This window comes from Micromonospora sp. DT43, from assembly GCF_049841645.1.
In the GTDB taxonomy this organism is placed as follows: Bacteria; Actinomycetota; Actinomycetes; order Mycobacteriales; family Micromonosporaceae; genus Micromonospora.
Genome location: NZ_JBNCKR010000007.1, coordinates 217,951 through 238,746, shown reverse-complemented (window position 1 = coordinate 238,746; position 20,796 = coordinate 217,951). Strand labels below are relative to the sequence as shown.

Annotated in this window: 15 protein-coding genes; 8 read left to right on the top strand and 7 right to left on the bottom strand. The window is 72.4% G+C overall.

The window, feature by feature from the left end; genetic code table 11:
* Positions 1-145 precede the first annotated feature (145 nt).
* The 4 genes from ACLQ26_RS19190 to ACLQ26_RS19175 all read right to left on the bottom strand — a co-directional run bounded on the left by ACLQ26_RS19190 (position 146) and on the right by ACLQ26_RS19175 (position 4,601).
* Positions 146-715 carry a peroxidase gene (locus ACLQ26_RS19190; protein ID WP_425745703.1) on the bottom strand — a complete coding sequence of 190 codons (570 nt, stop codon included), beginning with the start codon at positions 713-715 and terminating at the stop codon, positions 146-148.
* A gap of 191 nt (positions 716-906) precedes the next feature.
* Positions 907-1,491 (bottom strand): hypothetical protein, encoded by a 585-nt coding sequence (locus tag ACLQ26_RS19185; RefSeq protein WP_425745702.1) that lies wholly within the window; start codon positions 1,489-1,491, stop codon positions 907-909.
* A gap of 109 nt (positions 1,492-1,600) precedes the next feature.
* Positions 1,601-2,545, bottom strand: coding sequence for a DUF559 domain-containing protein (locus ACLQ26_RS19180; protein ID WP_425745701.1), 945 nt, complete (start codon positions 2,543-2,545; stop codon positions 1,601-1,603).
* A gap of 277 nt (positions 2,546-2,822) precedes the next feature.
* Positions 2,823-4,601 (bottom strand): ABC transporter ATP-binding protein, encoded by a 1,779-nt coding sequence (locus ACLQ26_RS19175; RefSeq protein ID WP_425745827.1) that lies wholly within the window; start codon positions 4,599-4,601, stop codon positions 2,823-2,825.
* Between the two features lie 95 nt (positions 4,602-4,696).
* Between ACLQ26_RS19175 and ACLQ26_RS19170 the strand changes: the two genes are divergently transcribed.
* The gene (locus ACLQ26_RS19170; RefSeq protein WP_393291871.1) at positions 4,697-5,125 is read left to right on the top strand and encodes a MarR family winged helix-turn-helix transcriptional regulator; all 429 of its coding nucleotides are present in this window, start codon (positions 4,697-4,699) and stop codon (positions 5,123-5,125) included.
* 139 nt (positions 5,126-5,264) lie between these two features.
* The gene (locus tag ACLQ26_RS19165) at positions 5,265-7,049 is read left to right on the top strand and encodes an N-acetylglutaminylglutamine amidotransferase (protein ID WP_425745700.1); all 1,785 of its coding nucleotides are present in this window, start codon (positions 5,265-5,267) and stop codon (positions 7,047-7,049) included.
* 36 nt (positions 7,050-7,085) lie between these two features.
* On the opposite strand, the gene ACLQ26_RS19160 is transcribed toward ACLQ26_RS19165, so the two are convergent.
* Positions 7,086-8,219, bottom strand: a complete 1,134-nt coding sequence (locus tag ACLQ26_RS19160; protein ID WP_425745699.1) for a carboxylate-amine ligase — start codon at positions 8,217-8,219, stop codon at positions 7,086-7,088.
* Positions 8,220-8,411: 192 nt separating this feature from the next.
* Here ACLQ26_RS19160 and ACLQ26_RS19155 point away from each other — a divergent pair, with 192 nt between their 5' ends.
* The 5 genes from ACLQ26_RS19155 (at position 8,412) to ACLQ26_RS19135 (ending at position 13,987) form a co-directional block, all read left to right on the top strand.
* The gene (locus ACLQ26_RS19155) at positions 8,412-10,043 is read left to right on the top strand and encodes a DUF885 domain-containing protein (RefSeq protein WP_425745698.1); all 1,632 of its coding nucleotides are present in this window, start codon (positions 8,412-8,414) and stop codon (positions 10,041-10,043) included.
* Between the two features lie 179 nt (positions 10,044-10,222).
* A complete protein-coding gene (gene fxsA / locus ACLQ26_RS19150) occupies positions 10,223-10,414 on the top strand; it encodes an FxSxx-COOH cyclophane-containing RiPP peptide (RefSeq protein ID WP_344360073.1) in 192 nt (63 codons plus the stop codon).
* Between the two features lie 2 nt (positions 10,415-10,416).
* A complete protein-coding gene (locus ACLQ26_RS19145) occupies positions 10,417-11,646 on the top strand; it encodes an FxsB family cyclophane-forming radical SAM/SPASM peptide maturase (protein WP_425745697.1) in 1,230 nt (409 codons plus the stop codon).
* Positions 11,643-13,358, top strand: coding sequence for an aKG-HExxH-type peptide beta-hydroxylase (locus ACLQ26_RS19140; RefSeq protein ID WP_425745696.1), 1,716 nt, complete (start codon positions 11,643-11,645; stop codon positions 13,356-13,358). The genes ACLQ26_RS19145 and ACLQ26_RS19140 overlap by 4 nt, the downstream gene beginning before the upstream one ends.
* Before the next feature lie 140 nt (positions 13,359-13,498).
* Entirely contained in the window at positions 13,499-13,987 is a 489-nt protein-coding gene (locus ACLQ26_RS19135) for a hypothetical protein (protein WP_425745695.1), read from the top strand.
* A gap of 153 nt (positions 13,988-14,140) precedes the next feature.
* Here the strand turns inward: ACLQ26_RS19135 and fxsT are convergent, their stop codons facing one another.
* Positions 14,141-18,052 (bottom strand): FxSxx-COOH system tetratricopeptide repeat protein, encoded by a 3,912-nt coding sequence (gene fxsT, locus ACLQ26_RS19130; RefSeq protein WP_425745694.1) that lies wholly within the window; start codon positions 18,050-18,052, stop codon positions 14,141-14,143.
* 12 nt (positions 18,053-18,064) lie between these two features.
* On the bottom strand, positions 18,065-19,306 hold the full coding sequence (locus ACLQ26_RS19125; RefSeq protein WP_425745693.1) for a TIR-like protein FxsC: 1,242 nt from the start codon (positions 19,304-19,306) through the stop codon (positions 18,065-18,067).
* Positions 19,307-19,439: 133 nt separating this feature from the next.
* Between ACLQ26_RS19125 and ACLQ26_RS19120 the strand changes: the two genes are divergently transcribed.
* Positions 19,440-20,762, top strand: a complete 1,323-nt coding sequence (locus ACLQ26_RS19120) for a flavin monoamine oxidase family protein (protein ID WP_425745692.1) — start codon at positions 19,440-19,442, stop codon at positions 20,760-20,762.
* Positions 20,763-20,796: the final 34 nt, after the last annotated feature.

Genomic DNA, 20,796 nt, shown 5'->3' with positions numbered 1-20,796 from the left:
CTGCAGTCCCGATGCCGACAAGCACCTGGGCGATACCGTCCCACGGCTTACCGACGGCGAAGATGTCCCGCACGGGCAGCTCTTCGATCGGCTGCCACACGCCCGCTGGCCTTGGGACAGCCTGGTCGGTACGTTCTCCTTGGATCTAACCGCCGAAGCTCAGCGCCTGCCGCAGATCAACGTCCAAGCTCTCGTTGTACTGCGGATCGGGCTCCGCCCCGGCAGCGCTGAGGACGGTGCTGAAAAAGCATCTGGCGCCAACGGCGAGGATCACGCGGAAAATGTCCGCGTCATCGAGACCGTGGCCGCGCAGGCTCGCGACGTCGGCTTCGGTGACGGAGTTCGCATCGGCCGCGATCTTTCCGGCGAAGTTGACTACGGCGACCTCCTGCGCGGAGAGACCGGCCTTGCCGTGGTCCGACGCGATGGCGGCGACGGTGGGCGCGTCGAAGAACTTGTCGCGTAGGACCTTTCCATGTGCCAGGCCGCAGTAGGACGATTTCAGGGCCCGGGCCGCGGCGAGGGTCGCCAACTCATAGCGGCGTAGCTCCATCCCGGCCTTTACCGCACCGTTGAGCTGCTGCCATGCCTGATACACCGCCGGGTTGTGGGCGAACAACCTCGTGTAGTTGGGCAGGTAGCCCATCGCCTTCGTGTCGACATCGAACATCCGCTCGGTGTCCGCTGACTGTTCTGCCTGCTGCAGGAAACTCATCCGACTCCTCCCATGCTTGACCCGGGACGGTACGCCGTTGGGACTGCGGGCACAGTCGGGTAATCGGCCACGCACGGGGTGCCGCCACTCGACCGCCCGCCAATCGGTTCGACCACAGCGACCAGTCAGCTTGATCGGGGGCGACCTCCGGCCAGGTGAGTAAGTGTGGGGAGATCCGCTTCCACGATTCGTCAGCCGTCATCGCCGGTTGTCCCGCCGGTGGGCGTCGCGCTGGGCCGGCTGAGGAGTGCCTGCCGCAGTGCGGCGGACTGCTCCACCGACCCACCTCGGACGCCGAGGCTGTGCCGTGCCGCCCGGTAGTAGATGTCGCGGGCCTCGTTCACCCGGCTCACCATCTCGACGATGTCCGGTTGCACGTCGACGATCCCCCGGGCGACTCGTTCGACCTGCCAGATCGTGTCGCGCCAGTTCGCACCGGCCACCACCGTCGGCTCGTCGCCGAGCAGCAGCAGGTTCTCCCAGACGAGGGTGCGCCGCGCGTCCGACTCGGCCAACCGGGCCAGGCCCTCGTCCCGGTCGATCGGGTGGCTGTACGACCCCGGGCGCAGGTCCGCCGTCATCCGCAGCGCCACCGCGTGGCTCTCCTTGAGGGCGTGCGCAAACTCGACGTACGCGTCGAGGCGTCGCTCATCCCAGCGGACGCTCTGGTTGCGCCGCCACCGCGCGCGGTCGGCCAGTGAGGTGGCGAGGATCGTCCCCAGGGTGCCCACCAGCACGCCGAGGAGCGCCGGCAGTTGCGTCAGAAGCGTGCTCACGCCGCCGAGGCTGCCAGCATCGGGCACGCTCGACCACCCCGCAGCACGTCATTCCTCCGCCCGCGCGCTCGGCCCCAGAAGATGCCGACCGAGTCGCTCAGTTCGACTGTCAGGCCGCCATACGACTCGCCAGGATGGCGAGCGTTTCCCGACGTACGTCGTCGGCCTCGTGAACAAGGCGGCGGTGGGCGAAGCGGACCACCAGGACCCCGACGGTCGCCAGCAGCGCATCCCGGCGCAGGTCGATCTCCCGCTGACGTGGGTCGCCGTGCGTGGTGGCCCCGTCGAGTTCGATGTTGACCCGTTCCGGCTCGGCGAACAGGTCGAGGTACACGGTGCGCGGCCCGAGGCGCATCGGCACCTGCCGGCGGAATGCCGGCATGCCCGGGCCGGTGAAGACATGCTCGTGCCCCCAGATTTCCAACGGGCTGCGACAGCCGCCGGCGAGCCTCGCCAGCAGTGTTCGGAACTCTGCCCGGCCAATCAACTTCGGCGCGGTGCCCAGTGCCTCGGTCAGTCGTTCAGGCGTGGTCAGCCAGTCGTTGACCGCCCGGATCACGGGCGCCCGTCGCTCGGCGGATGGCAACATCGGCCACGAGTCGACGATGGACTGCTCGAGCCGGGTGACGTGCAGCCCTCTCCGCACGACCACGTGCGGCGCTTCGATCAGGAAACAGCTGCGCCGATGCACGACCACTCCCGGTCGCGTACGTGGGCCGACGTTCATCGGTGCGCTGAGATGCACCGGCTCGCCAGCATTCTGCGGACGCAGGCCCCACAAGGCGAGCGCGCTGAGGTGGCTGAGTGCGGCGGTTCCACGCGCCCAGGCGAGAGCCGCGCGGTGGGCAACCGCGGGGTCGAGCTGCCTCAGGTCCGGCGCGCCCCGCTGGCTGTCCAGCAAGCGCGCAGCCACGTACACCTGAGGCAGCACCCGCACCAGATCGCCACTGCCGCAGGCCCGCTCCAGCACCCATTCCGGCACCACCTGCGTGGCCGCCGCGCGGGTCACGAACCCTCCCGACAGCTCAACCAGTTTCCGCAGCACCTCGTTCACACCCCGAACCGTGCAGCTCCGTCCCCGCGTCCGCAACGATCCACCTCGACCTCTGTGGACGGCGATCCCGGTGTGGAAAACCCCCGCACTCGCCCACCTTGTGCTAGCCCACGCCGATCGTTGGCAGCTCAGCAGCTCCGTGCCCGGCGTGTCGAGTCGCCCAGGCGGCAATGATCATGGAGCGGCGCGCGGCGCGCGGGGCGCGGCGCGCGGGGCGCGGCGCGCGGGGCGCGGCGCGCGGGGCGCGGGGCGCGGGGCGCGGGGCGCGGCGCGCGGGTCAGGCGGCCAGGGTGGCGTAGCGGCCGTTGCGGTCGAGCAGGCTGGCGTGGTCGCCGGACTCGACGATGCGGCCGTGGTCGAGCACCGCGATCTGGTCGGCGTCGCGGACTGTGGACAGGCGGTGGGCGATGGTGATCGTGGTACGCCCCTGCGCGAGCACGTCGAATGCCCTCTGCACGGCGCGTTCGGTCTCCGTGTCCAGCGCGCTGGTGGCCTCGTCGAGGACCAGGATGCGCGGGTCGCGCAGCAGCGTACGGGCGATGGCGAGCCGTTGCTTCTCGCCTCCGGAGAACCGGTGCCCCCGGGATCCGACCATCGTGTCGTAGCCGTCGGGGAGGCCGGCGATGAGGTCGTGGATCTGGGCGGCGCGGGCGGCTGCCTCGATCTCGGCGTCGGTGGCGTCCGGCCGGGCGTAGCGCAGGTTCTCCCGGACGGTGGTGTGCAGCAGGTACGTCTCCTGGCTGACCACGCCGACGATCGCGGCCAGGTCGGCCAGGCGCAGGTCGCGCAGGTCGACGCCGTCGATGGTGATCTTTCCGGCGGTCGGGTCGTGCAGGCGGCTGACCAGGCCGGCGAGGGTGCTCTTGCCGGAGCCGGTCTCGCCGACGAGGGCGAGGCTGCTGCCGGCGGGCACGTCGAGGGTGATGCCGGCGAGGGCTGCCGTGTCGCTGCCGGGGTAGCCGAAGGTGACGTCGGACAGGCGCAGGTGTCCGCGAACCCGGGCGGGGTCGAGGCGAACCGGATCGGCGGGGTCGGCCACGTCGATGGGCAGGTCGAGGTACTCGAAGATGCGGGCGAACAGGGCCAGCGAGGCGGTCAGTGACACGCCCACGTTGAGCAGGCCCATCAGGGGCCGGAACAGGCCGCCCTGCAGGGCGGTGAAGGCGACAAGGGTGCCGATGCTCAGCGTGCCTGCGGTGCCGGGGAGGCCGGCGGCGAGGTAGATGACTGCCGGTACGGCGGCGAAGATGATGCTCATCGAGGCCATCCGCCAGCGGCCGGCCAGCTCGCTGCGCAGCTCCAGGTCGACGAGGCGGGCCGAGGAGGCGGTGAACCGCTCGATCAGGGCGGGGCCGGTGCCGAGGGTCTTGGCGAGCTGCACGCCGCTGATCGACAGCCCCTCCTCGACTGTGACGTTGAGGTCGGCGAGCTCGCGTTGGCGCTGGTCGGTGATCTCGCGGCGCATCCGGGCGACCCGGCGGGTCAGCCAGATGGCCGGTGGCAGCACCACGACCGAGACCAGGGAGAGCTGCCAGGAGAGCGCGACCATGGCGACGGCGGTGGCGACGACTGTGGTGAGGTTGGCCGCGACGGCGGTGGCGGTGGAGGTGACCACCGACTGCATGCCGCCGATGTCGTTGGTGATGCGGGACTGCACCTCGCCGGTGCGGGTGCGGGTGAAGAAGCCGAGCGACTGCCGTTGGAGATGGCTGAACACGTCGGTGCGCAGCCGGTGCATGACCCGCTGCCCGACCTGGGTGCTGATCCAGGTCTGGACGACGCCGAGCGCGGCGGTCACGGCGGCCACGGCCACCATGCCGAGGACCAGCCAGACCAGCAGGGTCACGTCGCCCTGCGGGAGGGCCCGGTCGATGACGGTACGCAGCAGGAACGGGCTGGCCATCGCCACGATCGAGGAGAGCACGATGATCGCGGTGACGATGACAAGCGCGGGTCGGTGCGGGGTGAACAGACTGCCGATGCGGCGCAGGGACACCTGGCGGGCCTGCGTCTTCTCTTCGGGGCTGACGGTGCGGTGGCCGCGGTCGCGGCGCATGGGGGTGGGTTCCAAGGGGCACTGCCTTTCGGTCGGGATATGTTGAGGTTACCTCAACATGAGGGAACAACGGCATCGGCTGCTACCGTATTCCGGTGACCGAGGACACCACCGACAACGGCGACGAGAGCCTGGCCGAGACGTTCTGGGCTGTCGCGTCCCGTCTGCGCCGACAGACCCGGGAATCACTGGCGCCGTGGGACGTCACCCCCAGCCAGTCCCGGGCGCTCGGGGTGCTCGGCCGCCACGGGGAGGTACGCCCCGGCACGCTCGCCGAGCACCTGCACATCGCGCCCCGCTCGGCCACCGAGGTAATCGACGACCTGCAGACCCGAGGGCTCGTGGAGCGCCGACCCGACCCGGCCGACAGGCGGGCGACCCTTGTCGCGCTCACCGCCGAGGGCACCCGGATCAGCGCCGCCATCCGGGCCGCCCGCCGCGCCGAGGCGGACCGCTTCTTCGGCCACCTCGACGACAGCGACCGCGCCGAGCTGGCCCGCATCCTGCGCACCCTGCGCGCCTGAGACCAGCGGGTTTGCCCCCGCCGCGCACGGGTAGCCAGCGGCCCCGTTCGTTCGCCGGGCCCCGCCACCACCAGCCGGGGAGAGGTGACAGGAGGACGCTCGTGCCGCTGCTGTCCCACCCGTCCCACCGTCCCGGCTGATGTGCGGGATCAGCGGGGAGGCGCGCTTCGACGGCCAGCGGCCCGACGCGGCTGCCGTCACCCGGATGAGCGAGGCGATGCGCTCACGCGGCCCGGACGACGAGGGCCTGTGCGCCGACGACTGGGTGATCCTCGGGCACCGCAGGCTGACCATCATCGACCTGTCCGATGCCGGCGGCCAGCCGATGGTGCGCGACGACCTGGGCCTGGCCCTGGTGTTCAACGGGTGTATCTACAACTATCCGGAGCTGCGCGAGGAGCTGCAGAACGCCGGGTACGCGTTCCGATCCACAAGCGACACCGAGGTGATCCTGGTGGCGTACGCCCACTGGGGTGAACGGTTCGTCGACCACCTGGTCGGCATGTTCGCGATCGGGCTTGTCGACCGGACCCGGCGGCGGCTCGTCCTGGCCCGCGACCGGCTCGGCATCAAACCGCTCTATCTCGCCGAGACCCCCGGGCGGCTCCGGTTCGCCTCCACGCTACCCGCGCTGCTGCGCGCCGGCGACGTGGACACCGGCATCGATCCGGTGGCGCTGCACCACTACCTGTCCTGGCACTCCATCGTGCCGGCGCCCAGGACCGTGCTGCGCGGCGTCCGCAAGCTGCCCCCCGCCACGGTACGGGTGATCGAGGCCGACGGACGCAGCCGGGAGCGGGTGTACTGGCGGCCCGACTACGTGCGGGAGCCGTCCGACACCGGCATGGACGCCGCGGACTGGCGGGCCGCGGTCGGCGACGCGCTGCGCACGGCCGTACGCCGACGGCTGGTCGCCGACGTCCCGGTCGGGGTGCTGCTCTCCGGCGGTCTGGACTCCAGCCTCATCGTGGCGCTGCTCGCCGAGGCAGGTCAGGAGCACCTGCGCACGTTCAGCATCGGCTTCGACAGCCGGGGCGACGAGTCCGGCGACGAGTTCCACTACTCCGACCTGGTGGCCCGCGCGTACGGCACCGACCACCACCGGATCCGGCTCGCCGACGACGACCTGGCGCCCGCCGTACGACGGGCGGTGCTGGCCATGACCGAGCCGATGGGCAGCCATGACGTGGTCGCCTTCCACCTGCTGTCGGAGCAGGTGGCGCGGCACGTGAAGGTGGCGCAGTCCGGGCAGGGCGCCGACGAGGTGTTCGCCGGCTACGGCTACCACCAGCCGCTGACCGAGGCGCCCCGCCACGGCGCCGCCGAGACGTTCGCCGCCGCGTTCTTCGACCGTGACCACGACGAGCTGCGCGCCATCGTCGGCCCGGCGTACACGCTGGAGCACGACGCCAGCCGGGACCTGCTCACCGAGCACCTCGCCGCGCCCGGCGCGCAGACCGCGCTGGACGCCGTGCTGCGCCTGGACACCCACCTCATGCTCCCCGACGACCCGGTCAAGCGGGTGGACAGCATGAGCATGGCGTGGGGGCTGGAGGTGCGCACGCCCTTCCTCGACCAGGACCTGGTCACCCTCGCCGCGCACTGCCCACCTGAGCACAAGGTGGCGCAGGGCGGCAAGGGTGTGCTAAAGGAGGTCGCCCGGGAGGTGCTGCCGGCCGAGGTGATCGACCGGCCGAAGGGCTACTTCCCGGTGCCGGCGCTGCGCAACGTGGACGGGCCGGTGCGCGAGCTGGTCGCCGAGGCGTTGCAGGCACCGGTCGCGCGCGAGCGGGGCCTGTTCCGCCCCGAGTACGTCGCCCATCTGCTCGCCGAGCCGGACCGGGCCGAGGCCGCGGCCGGCAGCAACAAGCTGTGGCAGCTCGGCCTGCTGGAACTGTGGTTGCAGACCCACGACATCCGGTGAACCGCAGCGCCGTGCCCGCGAGACACGGGTCGCCCGTCAGGCGGCGGCGGTCTGGACGGCGAGGTCGTCGAGGACCGCGAGCAGGTCGCCGGTGCCCTCCAGCACCCGTCGTTGTCGGGTCGCGCCGGTGCCGTCACGGCGCAGCCGGGCCAGTTGGGCCAGCACGTAACCGAGATCCCCGTGGCGCAGCAACGCCGGGGCTATCGTCGCCATCAGCTCGTCGACCAGGTCCCACGCCGGTCGGGTACCGCCGGCCCGCAGGTCGATCAGCTCGCCGTCCAGGCCGTCGTGGGCCGCCCGCCAGTGCGCCGCGGCGACGAGGCAGTCGCGCACGGACGGGGCGGGCACCCCGGCGCGTACGTCGTCGGCAAGTGTCGCGACCAGGCTGCGGACCAGGGCGGCGACCAGCACGGCGTCGTCCACGGTCGGGCAGACGTCACCGACACGAACCTCGACCGTCGGGTACGCCGACGACGGCCGGGCGTACCAGTAGACCATCGCCGCGTCCAGCATGATGCCGGCGGCGATCAGCTCGTCGACCGTGCGGTCGTAGTCGGCGACGGAGTCGAAGTACGGCGTGGGGCCGATGCTGGGCCAGCGTTCCAACTGCATCGACCGCCAGCTGGCGTGGCCGGTGTCGTGCCCGTCGTGCAGCGGCGAGTTGGTGGTGATCGCCTGCACCACCGGCAGCCACACCCGCAGCTGGTTGCAGACCTGCACGGCCAGCTCCCGGTCCGGCAACCCGACGTGCACGTGACAACCGCAGACCGCCGGGTCGTGTGCCACCGGCCCGTACCGGCGTGACATGGCGTGATAGCGCGGCCGGTCGGGCACCGTCCGGCGCGGCTCGGTCACCGGGGTGGCGCCGACCGCCACGAGCCGGGCCCCGGCCGCGGCGGCGGCCTCGACGGCTGATCGACGCAGCGCGACCAGGTGGGTGCGCAGCTCGGTGAGATCGGCGCAGACCGGGGTGACCATCTCCACCATGCTGTGCCGGAACTCCTGACGGCTCTGGTCGCGGGCCGGACCGCGCAGCGCGGCCAGCACCTCGTCGGCCACCGGCAGGTTCCGCCCGCTGTTCGGGTCGAGGAGCAGGAACTCCTCCTCGACGCCGAGGGTGAGCGTGCCGAGGTCGGGCGCGGTCTCGACGGTCGTCGGACGGTACGCCATGGCCCCTCCCATCCCCTGCTTCGGCCGGCCGCTCGGGTTTCCCGGCCTACCCCTGTGACAAACGCGCGCTCAGGGCCGTCGCGCGTGCGGTGAGGAACGCCCGTTCGGCCGCGTTGTCCGTCAGTGCGACGGCCGTCCGGTACGCCTCGACGGCCCCCACCCCGAGGCGGCAATACCCCTAGCATTGCCCGCATGATCGAGGAATTCGCGGATCGGCTCCTGTACGAGATGGCCCGCCTCGACCCCTGCACAGCTGTCGTCGAGGCTGGCGAGCAGGATGTCGACGGGCTTACCGACTACAGCCCGGAGGGCCACCAGGCCCGCGCCGACCTCGCGGCCCGTGCCCTGCGCGAGCTCGATCTCCTGGGTGACGCACTGCCGACCGTGACCCCGCTGCACGCCCACCTCGCCGAACGGCTGCACACGCGTCTCGCCTTCCACGACGCCGGGGAGGACCTGCGCGAACTGCACGCGGCGGCCACCGGTCCGCTCCAGCTCGTCCGCCAGGCCGTCGAGGCCGCGATTCCCGGCCTCGACGCGGAGGGCGCGGTCTTCGAGGAGGGCTGGGCTCGTGTCGGCGTGCGCCTGGCCGCGATCCCGGCGGCCCTGGACGGGTACGCCCGCAGCCTCTTACTCGCCGCAGAGCGCGGCAATCTGCCGACGCGGCGTCAGGTGGAGCTCGTCACGCAGCGGTGCGACAACTGGGTCGACGAGGATGTCGCCCTGGTGGATCGCTACGGCGAGGGGCGTCAGCGGGCGTCGTTGCGGGCCGCAGCGACGGGCGCGCGAGAGGCGTACCAGAAATTTGCCGAGATGCTGACCGCGGACCTGGCACCGCGGGTTGTCGAGGAGGAAGCCTTCGGTCAGCAGCGGTACACACTGTGGGTGCGCACCTTCCTCGCGGCTCAACCTGATGTGCGTGAGCTGTACGACTGGGGCTGGGACGAGTTCCGAGCGACAGAGGCAGAGCTGATCGCGGAGGCGAAAGCCCTGGGCGGGAGCGTGCCACAGGTACTTGCCTGGCTCGCCGGCCCCGACGCACCCGGAACGCTGCACAGCAGGGAGGCGTTCGGCGCGTGGCTGCAGGAGCTGTTGGAGGCCACCACCGAGCGGCTGGACGGCGTGTACTTCGACATCCCCGCCCCACTGCGGCGCATCGAATCGCGGTTGACCACATCGTCCGGGATTGCCTACATCGGGCCGTCGCGGGACCTGACGCGGCCGGGCCGGGTCTGGTGGTCCCTGCCGGAGGACGCGGCGTCCTTCCCCACCTGGTACGCCTACAGCACCGCCTACCACGAGGGCGTTCCCGGCCACCACCTCCATCTCGGCTCCGAGGCCTGCCGGGGAGGCCTCGGGCAGCGGCTGAACCTGCTCGGCGGCCTCTCCGGCAGCCAGGAGGGCTGGGCACTGTACGCCGAGCGGTTCATGGACGAGCTCGGGTTCTATGAACAGCCGGGTGCTCGACTGGGCCATCTGTACATGCAGCTCCTGCGGGCGGCCCGGGTTGTGCTCGACATCGGCCTGCACCTGCGACTGCCGGTGCCCTCCGGTGACGGAGCGGTGTGGACGCCGGATGCCGCGCTGGAGCTGCTGCGGGACCGTTGTCACCAGGGCCCCTACGCGACCGCCGAGCTCGGGCGTTACCTGGGCCGGCCGGGGCAGGCGCTGGCCTACAAGGTGGGTGAGCGCGTGTGGCTGGCAGGCCGCTCGTCGTTCCCCGGCGACCGACGCGCGTTCCATCGTCAGGCGCTGGAGCTGGGTTCGCTGGGCTTGGATCAGATGACAGCCGCCCTGACCGCGCTTCCCGGCCTACCCCGCTGACGGACGCGCGCCCAGGGCCGTCGGGCAGCGGGGCCTGTCGTACGCCAGGTAACGGCACGGTGGCCAGCGCGTACGGGCTGCGGTGTCGCGCCGTCCGGGGCCGGGTGCGATGGTGTAGAAAGGCGGAGTGAGCGCAGCGGTGACGCAGGTGCCGGTCTTCGACCGAAGGACGGTCCACGGTGGCTGACCACGACCAGCCGCCCATCCCCCGCACTGTCGGCACCGCTCTGGTGCAGCTCGGCGACGTACCCCTGGCGGACCTGCTGGCCGGCGCCGGTGACGGCGTGCTGGCCCACGTGTTGGGCACGCTGGCAGCCGAGGGTGAGCCGGGGCGGCCCGGCGACGTGTCGGCGTTCGAGTCGAGCTTCTGACCGTGCCGGCCGACGCCCCGCCGTCGGCCACCCGACACCGCCCTGTCGTGGCCGCGCCCCGCATCCGCCAGGTGGTGCTGAAGGTCCACTCGCGATGCAACCTGGCCTGCGACTACTGCTACGTCTACCAACACGCCGACCAGGACTGGCGAACCCGGCCACGGGTCATGGCCCCCGGTACCGTGCGCCGGGTCGCCGACCGGCTCGCCGCGCACGTGGCCCGGCACGGCACCGACCGGGTCCGGGTCGTGCTGCACGGTGGTGAGCCGCTGCTCGCCGGCCTCACCGTGCTCGACCGGGCGGTCCGCACGCTGCGCGCCGCGATGCCCTCCGGCGTCATGCTCGACGTGGCGATGCAGACCAACGGGCTGCTGCTCGACGAGGCGGCGCTCGACCTGTGCCACACGCACGGCATCGACGTCGGGGTGAGCGTGGACGGCGACCGCGCCGCCAACGACCGCCACCGCCGCCACGCCGACGGGCGGGGCAGCTTCGACGAGGTGGCCGCCGCGCTGCGCCTGCTGGCCCGGCCCGAACACCGGGCCCGCTACGCCGGTCTGCTGTGCACTGTCGACCTGGCCAACGACCCGATCGCCGTCTACGAGGGCCTGCGGGAGTTCGACCCGCCCGGCCTGGATCTGCTGCTGCCGCACGGCAACTGGTCCGCTCCCCCACCGGGGCGCCACCCCGACGACCCCGCCACCCCGTACGCGGACTGGCTGATCGCCGTCTTCGACCGCTGGTACGCCGAGAAGCCCCGGCGCACCGGCATCCGGCTGTTCGAGTCGGTGATCGCGCTGCTGCTGGGCGGGCGCAGCAGCACCCAGGCGCTGGGCGCCGCCGAGCCGGACGTCATGACGATCGAGACCGACGGCACCATCGAGGGCACCGACACGCTCAAGACGACCACCGCGTCGGCGATGCGGACCGGCTTCGACGTCTTCCGGCACAGCATCGACGACGCGCTGCGGCACCCGTCACTGGCCGGGCGTCCCACCGGGATCGCGGCGCTCGCGCCGGCCTGCCGTGCCTGCCCGGTCGTCGACGTCTGCGGCGGCGGCCTGTACGCGCACCGCTTCCGCGACGGCGCCGGCTTCGTCCACCCGTCGGTCTACTGCGTCGACCTGCTGCGCCTGATCGGGCACGTACGGACGGTGGTGACCGCCGACCTGGACGCGCTGCGCCGTCGCGTCGCCGCGGCGAGCGTGCCGACGCCGGCGGCGCGGCCGTGACGGCCCCGCTGTCGGCGGCACAGCTCGCCGGGCTGGCCAGCGGCCAGGGGGACGCCGCCACGATCGCCGTGCTGCGCGGTGGCCAGCTCGGTCGCCGTCGACTGCTCACCGTCGCCGCGGCCCGCGCCTGCCACGACGAGCCACTTGTCGGGCGGAGTCTCGAGCTGCTCACCCGGGCCGAGCACGCCGACCCGGCGACGGTGGCCGCGGTACTGGCCCATCCCCCCGTCACCGGATGGGCCCGCGCCGCGCTCGATGGTTCCGCCGGCCCCGCCTACCTCGCCGCGCTCGCGGCGACGGCGGCGAGCCGCGCCGGTCTGACGTTCACGCTGACGCTGCCGCGCCCGGCCGACGGGGTGCTACCGCTGCCCACCGTCGGCACGGCGACGGGCCTGCCCGCCGACGGCTCGGTGCGGATGCGCGGCGAGGGGGGCACGCTGCGGATCGACGCCGCCCACGATGACGGAGTACGGATCGAGGCGGGCGGTGGCCGGCTGCTCGACGCGGGCGTCGGCGGGATGAGCTGGCTGCCGGTGCGCCGGATGAGGCCGTTCGACGCGGTCGAGGTGCTCATCGACGACCAGGACCCGTGGCGCGGCTGCTACCACCGGCCGTCCGCGCCCCGACTGGACGACGTGTCGGCCGCCCGGCTGCACCGGCTCACCGCCGAGGCCTGGCAGTGGCTGCGGGCCCACCTTCCGGCGCACGCCGACGCGCTGGCCGGGCTGCTGCGGACACTCGTGCCGCTGCGTCCGCCGCCCTCCGGGAACCCGGTGAGCGCCACCAGCACTGACGCGCTGGGCGCCATCGCGCTCTCCGTGCCGGCCGACGCGCAGACCCTCGCGCTGTTGCTGGTGCACGAGCTGCAACACACCAAACTCGGTGCCCTGCTGGACCTGGTGCCGCTGTACCGGGCGGGCGGGCCGTCCCGCTACCGCGCGCCGTGGCGGCTCGACCCCCGCCCGGTCGGGGCCCTGCTCCAGGGCGCCTACGCACATCTGGGAGTGGCAGAGGTGTGGCGCTGCCGACGGCACGAGGGGGTCGCGGCCGCCTTCGAGTACGCGTACTGGCGGGAGCAGACCACCCGCGCGGTCCGGCAGCTCGCCGACGCGAGCGAGCTGACCGACGCTGGCCGGTCCTTCGTGGCCGGCATGGCGGGCAGCCTGCGCGGCTGGCGCGACCCCGTCGGCGGCCCGGTCGAGGCGGCGGTGCGAGACGTGGCCGATGGCGGCGCGGTGCGCTGGGGCCTGGCCAACCTGGTGCCCGACCCGGCCCAGGTGGACCGCCTGGCGCGTGCCTGGCGACAGGGCGTGCCACCGACGCCCGACGGATCGGCGCCGACCGTCGCGGCGGCCGCTCCCCGCCCGGCCCTCACTGTCGGCACCGGCCCCGAGGCCGCCGTCCGCCATCGGCTCCTGGGCTCGGGCGGGCTGCCCGGGTCGAGCCCGAGCGACCAGGCGTACGCGGCGGGCAACCGGGAGGACGCGTTGGCCGGGTACCGGCGACGTGTCGCGGCCGACTGCGGGGACGTCGACGCATGGGTGGGATTGGCTCTGAGCGCCCACCACACCGGGCAGCCGGCCGCGGCCGAGGCGCTGACCCGCCGACCCGAGCTGGTCCGGGCGCTGAGCCAGACGCTGCCCGACGCCGACCCGCTCGCGCTCGCGGCCTGGCTGGCACAACCCACCCCACCGGTCGGCCGCGGACAGTAACGCCGACCCGACCGGGTTTCACGGCCAAGGGTCGGTTGCCTCCTTCCACCGGCCCAACACCCGCGGCCACGCGGGGCCGCTATGGGTTTCGTCAAGCAATCGGGTCGGCGTCGGGGCTGTGGTGAGGGCAGGATGGCGTAGTGCCGGATCTGCTGTGGGATGGCGTCAGGTGGTGCTTCGATCCCGGGCTGATGGGGTCGCTGCCGGACGTCTACGTGCTTGGCGCCTCACCGGAGGACTGGCAGTCGGTCCTCGATCTCGTCGTCGCTCGACGTTGGACGTTCCAGTACTGCGAGGGCGCGGCGGTGCTGCCGCTGCCCACTGCGGCGGCCGTGTTGTCCCGCCCGGCCGACGCCGAGTGCCCGGAACTGCGGGTCTGGCCGTCGGCGGATGTCCAGGCGATCTTCCGGTTCTATGCGGCGAACGAGATCGACTTCGATGTCGATCTGCGAGAGCTCCAGGGGCAGGAGCGGCTCAATGTGTTCTGCGGTTTCCTGACGGCGATCGGAAGGTGCCTGGGCAAAGCCGTGCTGATGGATTCCGAGGGCGGCGACGGGAGCCATCCGGTACTCGGCTTCGATGTTGAGGCGGACCGTGTCGTTGTGATGGCGGAGCCGCCGGTCAGGTGACGTTCGCGGTTCGTAGAAGGTTCCGTCGCGGAGCATGGCGAACAGGACGTCGGCCCGGCCTCGTGCGAGGCGGAGCAGGGCCGGTGTGCTGCTTGCCCTGGGTGTGAACCTCGGGATCTGGGCATCCGCCGCAGGAGGCAGTCGCGGGATGGGTCAGAGCAGCGCCGGTTCGATGTAGGCGTTGGAGCGTTCCCGCTGGCGGGCCTGCATCACCCGAGGGTTGTCCCCGCCGAAGAGCTGCACCAACTGACCGAACGCCTCGTCGTAGAGGGCCCGACCGGCGTCCGCCTCGCTCTCGGTCGCCTGCCGGCTCAACGCCAGGTTTACCGACGCGGAGAGCGTGTCCGGGTGCTCGGCGCCCAGCGCCCGGGTCAGCTCCACGTACGCGGTGGTGTCCAGCAGCAACGCGTTGTCCCGGTCGCCGAGGGCGAACAGGTCGTTGGCCAGGTTGAGGGTGGCCAGCAGGGTGTGCGGGTGTCGCTCGCCGAGGCTGGCCAGCAACTGGTCGCGGACGCGCTGGGACAGCTCCCGGGCCTGGGTGTGGTCGCCCTGCTTGCGCAGCAGCACACCGAGGTTGTTCAGGCAGGCGAGGGTGATGGCGTGCGACTCGCCGAGCACCTCGTTGTAGGCGTCGCGCAGGCGACGTGCCACCCGCAGGGCGGTCTGGTTGTCGCCCACCGCCGACCAGGTGGTGGCCAGGGCCATCTCGGCGGAGAGCGTGTCGGCGTGCTCGCTGCCGAGGGTGCGCTGGTAACGGACCACGGTCCGTTCGATCAGCCGGTGCGCGTCGGCGAAGCGCCCGAGCTGACGCAGGGTGAGCGCCAACTCCTTCGCCGTCCGCAGGGTCTCCGGATGATCCGCGCCGATCACCTTCTGCTGGATGGTGTAGGTGCGTTGCAGGACGCTGTGCGAGCGCCACAGCTCGCCGGTGTCGCGCAGGCCCCGCCCGTAGTTGCTGGCCGAGGCGAGAGTGGACGGGTCCTCCTCCCCGAAGCGGTCCCGCCGCCGCTCCTGGATGTGCTGGTCGAGGGCGGCGGCGCCACGGAAGTCACCGACCAGGCGCAGCGAGACGGCGAGGTTGTTCTCGGCGGTCAGCGTACGGCCGCTGTCGTCGCCGAAGCTGCGCACGCTCAGCTCCAGGGTGCGCCGGTCCTGCGCCTCGGCCTCGTGGTAGAGGCCCTGGGCGCGCAGGTCCGCGCCGAGGCTGCGCGCCGTCATCAGGGTGTAGAGGTGCTCCTCGCCGAAGATGCGCCGCTGCCGGTCGTAGACGTCCCGGTCGATCTCGAACGCCCGGTCGAAGTGGCTCTGCGCGCGGAGCACGTTCGCCAGGTGGAAGCGCATCCGCAGCTGGGTGGGGTCGTCCGCGTCGGTGTCGCGCCACCCGGCCAGGGACTCTTCGGCCAGGGCGCGGCTGGTGTCGTAGTCGCCCCGACGGTAGAGGTAGCGCACGATGTCCACGACCAGTTGCCGCGCCTCGTCCAGGGTGGACAGGTGCAGACCGCTGGGACGGACGTGCGGCCACAGCTCCGCGTACCGGGGCCAGTTGATTGGCTTGTCGGGGTCGCGGGGGCTGGCGGCGGCGAGCAGCAGTTGGGCCTCCCGGCGGGCCTCCTCGGGGTCGGCCAGTTGGTCCTGGATGACGAGCTGGACCAGCCGGTGGATCCGCACGGAGTTGTTCTCCGCGTCGACCTGGGCCAGGCCGTAGCGGCCCAGCTCGGCGGTGACGAGGCCCTGCAGGATCGGGTCGGTGAGCGTCGGGTCGATCGGGGCCATGAAACTGGCGAAGCGGTCACCGGTGAGCATGGCGACTGGGATCGGCTCCGGTGCGTAGAACGAGCACAGCTCCAGTAGGCGGGCCGCCGCCGGCTTCTCCTCGCGCAACTGGCCGAGGGTGAACAGCCAGGTGGCGGCGAGCGCCTTGGAGTAGCCGGCGGACTGCCGGCCGTCGAGGATGCGCAGCAGGCCGGGAGTGTCCAGCGAGCTGAGGTACTTCTCCACCTGCATGGCGCTGGCCCGCAGGTACGCCGCGCCCTGCTCGACCGCGAGCGGCAGGTCGCCGAGTTTCTCGGCCACCTGGGCGGCCTCGTCCTCGGTGAGCCCGCGGACCCGGTCACGCAGCAGTTGGACGCTCTCGGCGCGGTCGAAGACTGTCAGCTCGGTCGCGGTGGCGTACTCGCTCCAGCTCTGGTCTCGGGTCGTGAGCAGGACGTGGCCGGGACCCTGCGGCAGCAGCGCCCGGGTGGCGTGGGTGGGCTTGTCGGCGTTGTCCAGGATGATCAGCCAGCGTCGGTCGGAGCCGGCGCGGCGCAGCGTGTCGAGCACCCGGCGGGCCGCCTCGGCGCCGCCGCCCGTGCCCAGACCCATCGCCTGGCCGAGGTCGCCGAGGCCGCCGCGGATGCGGTCCTCGCTGTCCGCCGGGATCCACCAGACCAGGTCGTAGTCGCGGGCGAAGCGCAGCGCGTACTCGGCGGCGAGCTGGGTCTTGCCGACACCGCCGAGGCCGTGTATGACCTGGGTGGCCGAGTCCGGCGAGGTGGTGAGCCGGTCACGCAACGCCTCGAGCTGTGCGGCGCGGCCGACGAACGGGGTGCCGTGTTGGCGGACGTTGGAAATCGCCGGAAACGGGCCGGGGAAGCGGCCGACCGCACGGCCGCCGACGGTGACAGTGGGCGCTCCGGCCGCCTCCAGCAGCCGGGTCCGCGCGGTGGACGGGTCGACGTCCGTGAGGTCCACCGGGCTGTGATCGCTGTACGGGACGGTGAGCCGCGACTCGTCGACCCGCAGCGGCACGAGCACTCCCCCACCGCCGAGCTGGTCGCGGCCGGTGGCGGTCTTCCACACCTCACCGGCGAGGGAGGTGCCCGCGTAGTGCCGGGTGAGCACGGCCAGCACCCGGCTGGCGCCGCTGGCGGCCCTGTCGAACTCGGCCCGCCCGCCGGAGTGCAGCGGCACGTCCAGCGCACGGCGATCCACCCGCAGCCCGGCGTCCTCCAACTGGTCGGTGATCCACTCGGCCCAGAGCCGGTCGGCCGAGGCGTAGCTGAGCAGCACTGCCTGCTCGGCGGTGAGCCGGCTGCGTTCGAACTCGGTGAGCGAGCGGCGTCGGTCCGGCTCGCGCATCGGGTGCAGCTGGGTGATCCGCCCGTTGGTGATCACCGAGGCGAGCTGCTCGTACGCGGCCAGCAGGGTGCCGACCTGCTCGGGCCGGTCGCCGAACGCGGCGAGGATCTCCTCGTAGGCGTAGAACGTGCGGTACGGCACCTCGATGGTGTTCCAGTAGCGGGCGGCCGCCGCGTCGGAGAGGTGATCGAGGAACGGGGCGAACTCGGCGCGGACCAGGTCGCGGCCGGTCTCCAGCTTGCGCAGTTCGGCGTCCTCCACGCGCATCGGCACGGGCAGCAGCAGCGGCGGGTCGTCCGGGCGCTGGCTGCGGATCGAGCGGGCCACCGCCGCCGCACCGCGAATGCTCTGGGTGGACATGGTGAAGCAGTTGACGACCAGGTCGGGCAGTTGCACGGTGCAGATGCCGGCGACGTCGCTGAGGCCGGTGCGGCTGTCGATCAGCACCACGTCGTACTCGGCGCGCATCTGTGCCCGAACCGCGTCGATGAACGACGCGCCGCCCTGCCGCTCGTAGAAGTTGGCCCAGTCGAAGGTGCTCACCAGCCGGGAGTACGCCGAGTCCTGCTGACCGGCGGCCACGAAGTCGATCACGCCGCCGTGGCTGAAGTCCCAGTTCAGCGAGACCGCCCGTCGTTGGATCTTGGCATGGCCGGTGAGGAGTTCCTGGGAGTCCTCGTCGCGGTTGCGCTGCATCGTGGCGATCGAGTAATCCCAGATCATCTCGATGACGCCGGGGGTGGCGCGCAGTTCCTTGTCGCGCAGGAACGGGTGGAGGTAGCGGTGCAGACCCGGAGACTCCAGGTCCCAGTCGACGACAAGCACCTGCAGACCCTGGCTGGCCAGGATCCAGGCCACGTTGGCAAGCGCCATCGTGCGGCCGGTGCCGCCCTTGTACGAGTAGAAGGTCACGATCTGGCCGCGTGCCGTCTCGTTCACCGCCATGGCGTGCCTCTCCTAGGGACCTTCGAGGATCGGGCGTTGAGGCGAGCCGTCGGTGGGCGGCTCCTGGTAGACCGTGCCCGTGCGGTAGATCCGGCCCTGCTCGACCACCAGCACGTCCTCCAGTTCCTCCTGGAAGCGTGCGGACGTCGCGATCTGGGTGCGCCACACGTCGCGGGTGTTGTGCAGGACGTGGTGCGGGAGCACCCGGGCCAGGGTGTCCCACATCTTGCGGTTGCCGCCGGCAGCCGCGTCGTCGGCGGCCGTCCACGGCACCAGCACCGGCGCCCGCGGCGAGTCCACGTCACCGTCGTGGCGGATCAGACTGACCTGGTAGCGCGGCAGGTCGGCGGACCAGACGTCGACCACCAGCACGACGATCTGGTTGTGCGCCCGCGCCCACTCCCGCACGGCGGCCAACTCCTCGGCGTCCTCCACCGTCCAGCCGTAGCTCTTGGTGGTGGCGATGGCCCCGGCCCAGCTGCCGATGGGAACCTCCAGCTCGGGCCGGTACGGACGCCAGTCCCGCGAGACCGCGCCGTAGCGGTCCTCGGCGCCGGGCCGGCTGTCGGCCAGCTCGGCGGAGCTGCCGGCGACCAGCACGATGTGCACGTGCCGGGCGCTTGTCGCCCGCTGCACCGCCGTCGAGGCGGTCTGGCCGTGGTGGGCCTGTGGCCGCGCCGGCAGGTCGAAGGCGCTTGTCACCTTGGACAGCACGGGACGCTGCGCCGGCCGGTGCAGGGTGTGGTCGCGGGCGGTCTGCACGATGTGCTTGGCGAGCGCGTCGACGAAGTCCTTGTACTCGTCCTCGTGCCGACGGCGCTGCTTGAGGGTGAGCAGGCCGTCCTGGGCGTAGGCGGTGCCGGTCGGGAAGTTGCGGTACTGGAAGCCGGCGACAGCCTTCGGCAGCCGGTCGCACGGGATCCACTGCACCGGCACGATCGCGGGTGGACGGATGTGGAACTGCCGCTCGTGCTCGTCGATCCGGTCGGCGAAGACCCGGAACTCCCGACCGCAGTAGTCGCTGACCACGTACCGGGGGGAGGTGAGCGCGATCAGGCAGGCACTGCTGGACAGCGCGTCGGACAGCGCGTCCGTCCAGGTGCTGCCGAGCAGGATCTGCCCGTCGATGAACCCCGCCTCGTCCCAGTGGACGGCGGCCAGCCCGGCCACCGCTTCACTGAGATCGCCGAAGAACGCCTGTATCTGACCGTTGCGGTTGTCCTCCTGGGCGTAGCTCAGGAAAAAGAGTGGCACGCCCGCCTCCGCTCACGGGTTCCACGACCGGTAGGCACAGTATAAGACCGTCGATGCCAGCCCAGCCGGACCGCGATCATCAGGGTGAGCGCGCGAAGAGTCATATGCCCGACGCTTTCGGGTAGACGGGGCCGTGTCCGACGGCATTCGGGTGGTCGTGGTCGGCGCCGGCTTCTCTGGTCTCGCCGCAGCGGCGGCGCTGCACCGGGCCGGTGCGCGCGTGCGGGTGCTGGAGGCCCGCGACCGCGTCGGCGGGCGGGCGCTGACCCGGTGGCTGCCCGACGGGACGCAGCTCGACCTGGGCGCCCAGTGGATCGGCCCGACCCAGGACCGGATGTACGCGCTGGTCGCCGAGCACGGGCTGGTCACCTTCGCCTCGGCGGCGTTCGGCGCGTCCACACTGCTGTGGGGCGGCGCGCGGCGGCCCGACCCGCCGGCGCCTGTCGCGCGGGTGCTCGGCGTGCTCGACGGATACGCCGCCGTGGTGGACCCGGCCGCGCCGTGGAAGGCGCCGGAGGCCGGGCGGTGGGACGCGACGACCCTCGGCGGTTGGCTACGCGCCACGGCTGGGGACGCCGACACGGCCGACTACCTGGGGCGACTGCTCGCCGGTGGGCTGCTGGCCACCGGCGCGGACGAGGTGTCCCTGCTGCACCTGCTGTTCTACCTGCGCAGCGCGGGCGGCAGCGGGGCGCTGCTGGGCATGGCCGGCGGCGCGCAGCAGGACCGGATCGTGGGCGGTCCGCCGGCGCTTGCCGAGCGGATGGCTGCCGGGTTGCCACCAGGGACGCTGTGGCTGGGCGCCGCGGCGCACACGATCCGGCAGGACGTGGACGGGGTGACGGTGTACACCGACGCCGGGCGCGTCGACGGCGACGCCGTGGTGGTCGCGCTGCCGCCGGCGCTGGCCGGCCGGATCCGGTACGACCCGCCACTGCCGCCGCTGCGCGACGGCCTGACGCAGCGGATGCCGATGGGGTCGGCGTGGAAGGTGCACGCCGTCTACTCCGAGCCGTTCTGGCGAGCGGACGGGCGCTCCGGCGTGTCCACCAGCAGTTCCGGCCCGCTCACCGAGACCGTGGACAACTCCACGCCAACCTCGCCGCGCGGAGTGCTCACCGGGTTCAGCTACGCCGGCGACGCCGCCGCGCTGCGGGAGATGTCCCCGGCGCGACGGCGCGAGTACGTGTTGGACGCCTTCGCCACGGTGGTCGGGCCGCGGGCGGTGGATCCGATCGCGCTCGTCGAGTACGACTGGTCGGCCGACGAGTGGACGCGGGGTTGCTTCTGCGGCGTGCTCACCCCGGGGGCCTGGCGCGTGTACGGGCCACGGCTGCGGACGCCGGTCGGGCGGGTGCACTGGGCGGGCACCGAGACGGCGACCCGCTGGGCCGGCTACCTGGAGGGCGCGGTGCGTGCCGGGGAGCGCGCGGCGGCCGAGGTGCTGGCGTCCTGAGGACGTGACCGTGGCCGGCCCGGTCTTCGGCGGG

Excerpts from the sequence above, each read along its gene's own strand:
- ACLQ26_RS19190 (WP_425745703.1), bottom strand. The coding sequence starts at position 715 with ATGAGTTTCCTGCAGCAGGCAGAACAGTCAGCGGACACCGAGCGGATG.
- ACLQ26_RS19175 (WP_425745827.1), bottom strand. The coding sequence starts at position 4,601 with ATGCGCCGCGACCGCGGCCACCGCACCGTCAGCCCCGAAGAGAAGACG.
- ACLQ26_RS19165 (WP_425745700.1), top strand. The coding sequence starts at position 5,265 with ATGTGCGGGATCAGCGGGGAGGCGCGCTTCGACGGCCAGCGGCCCGAC.
- ACLQ26_RS19160 (WP_425745699.1), bottom strand. The coding sequence starts at position 8,219 with ATGGCGTACCGTCCGACGACCGTCGAGACCGCGCCCGACCTCGGCACG.
- ACLQ26_RS19155 (WP_425745698.1), top strand. The coding sequence starts at position 8,412 with ATGATCGAGGAATTCGCGGATCGGCTCCTGTACGAGATGGCCCGCCTC.
- fxsT (WP_425745694.1), bottom strand. The coding sequence starts at position 18,052 with ATGGCGGTGAACGAGACGGCACGCGGCCAGATCGTGACCTTCTACTCG.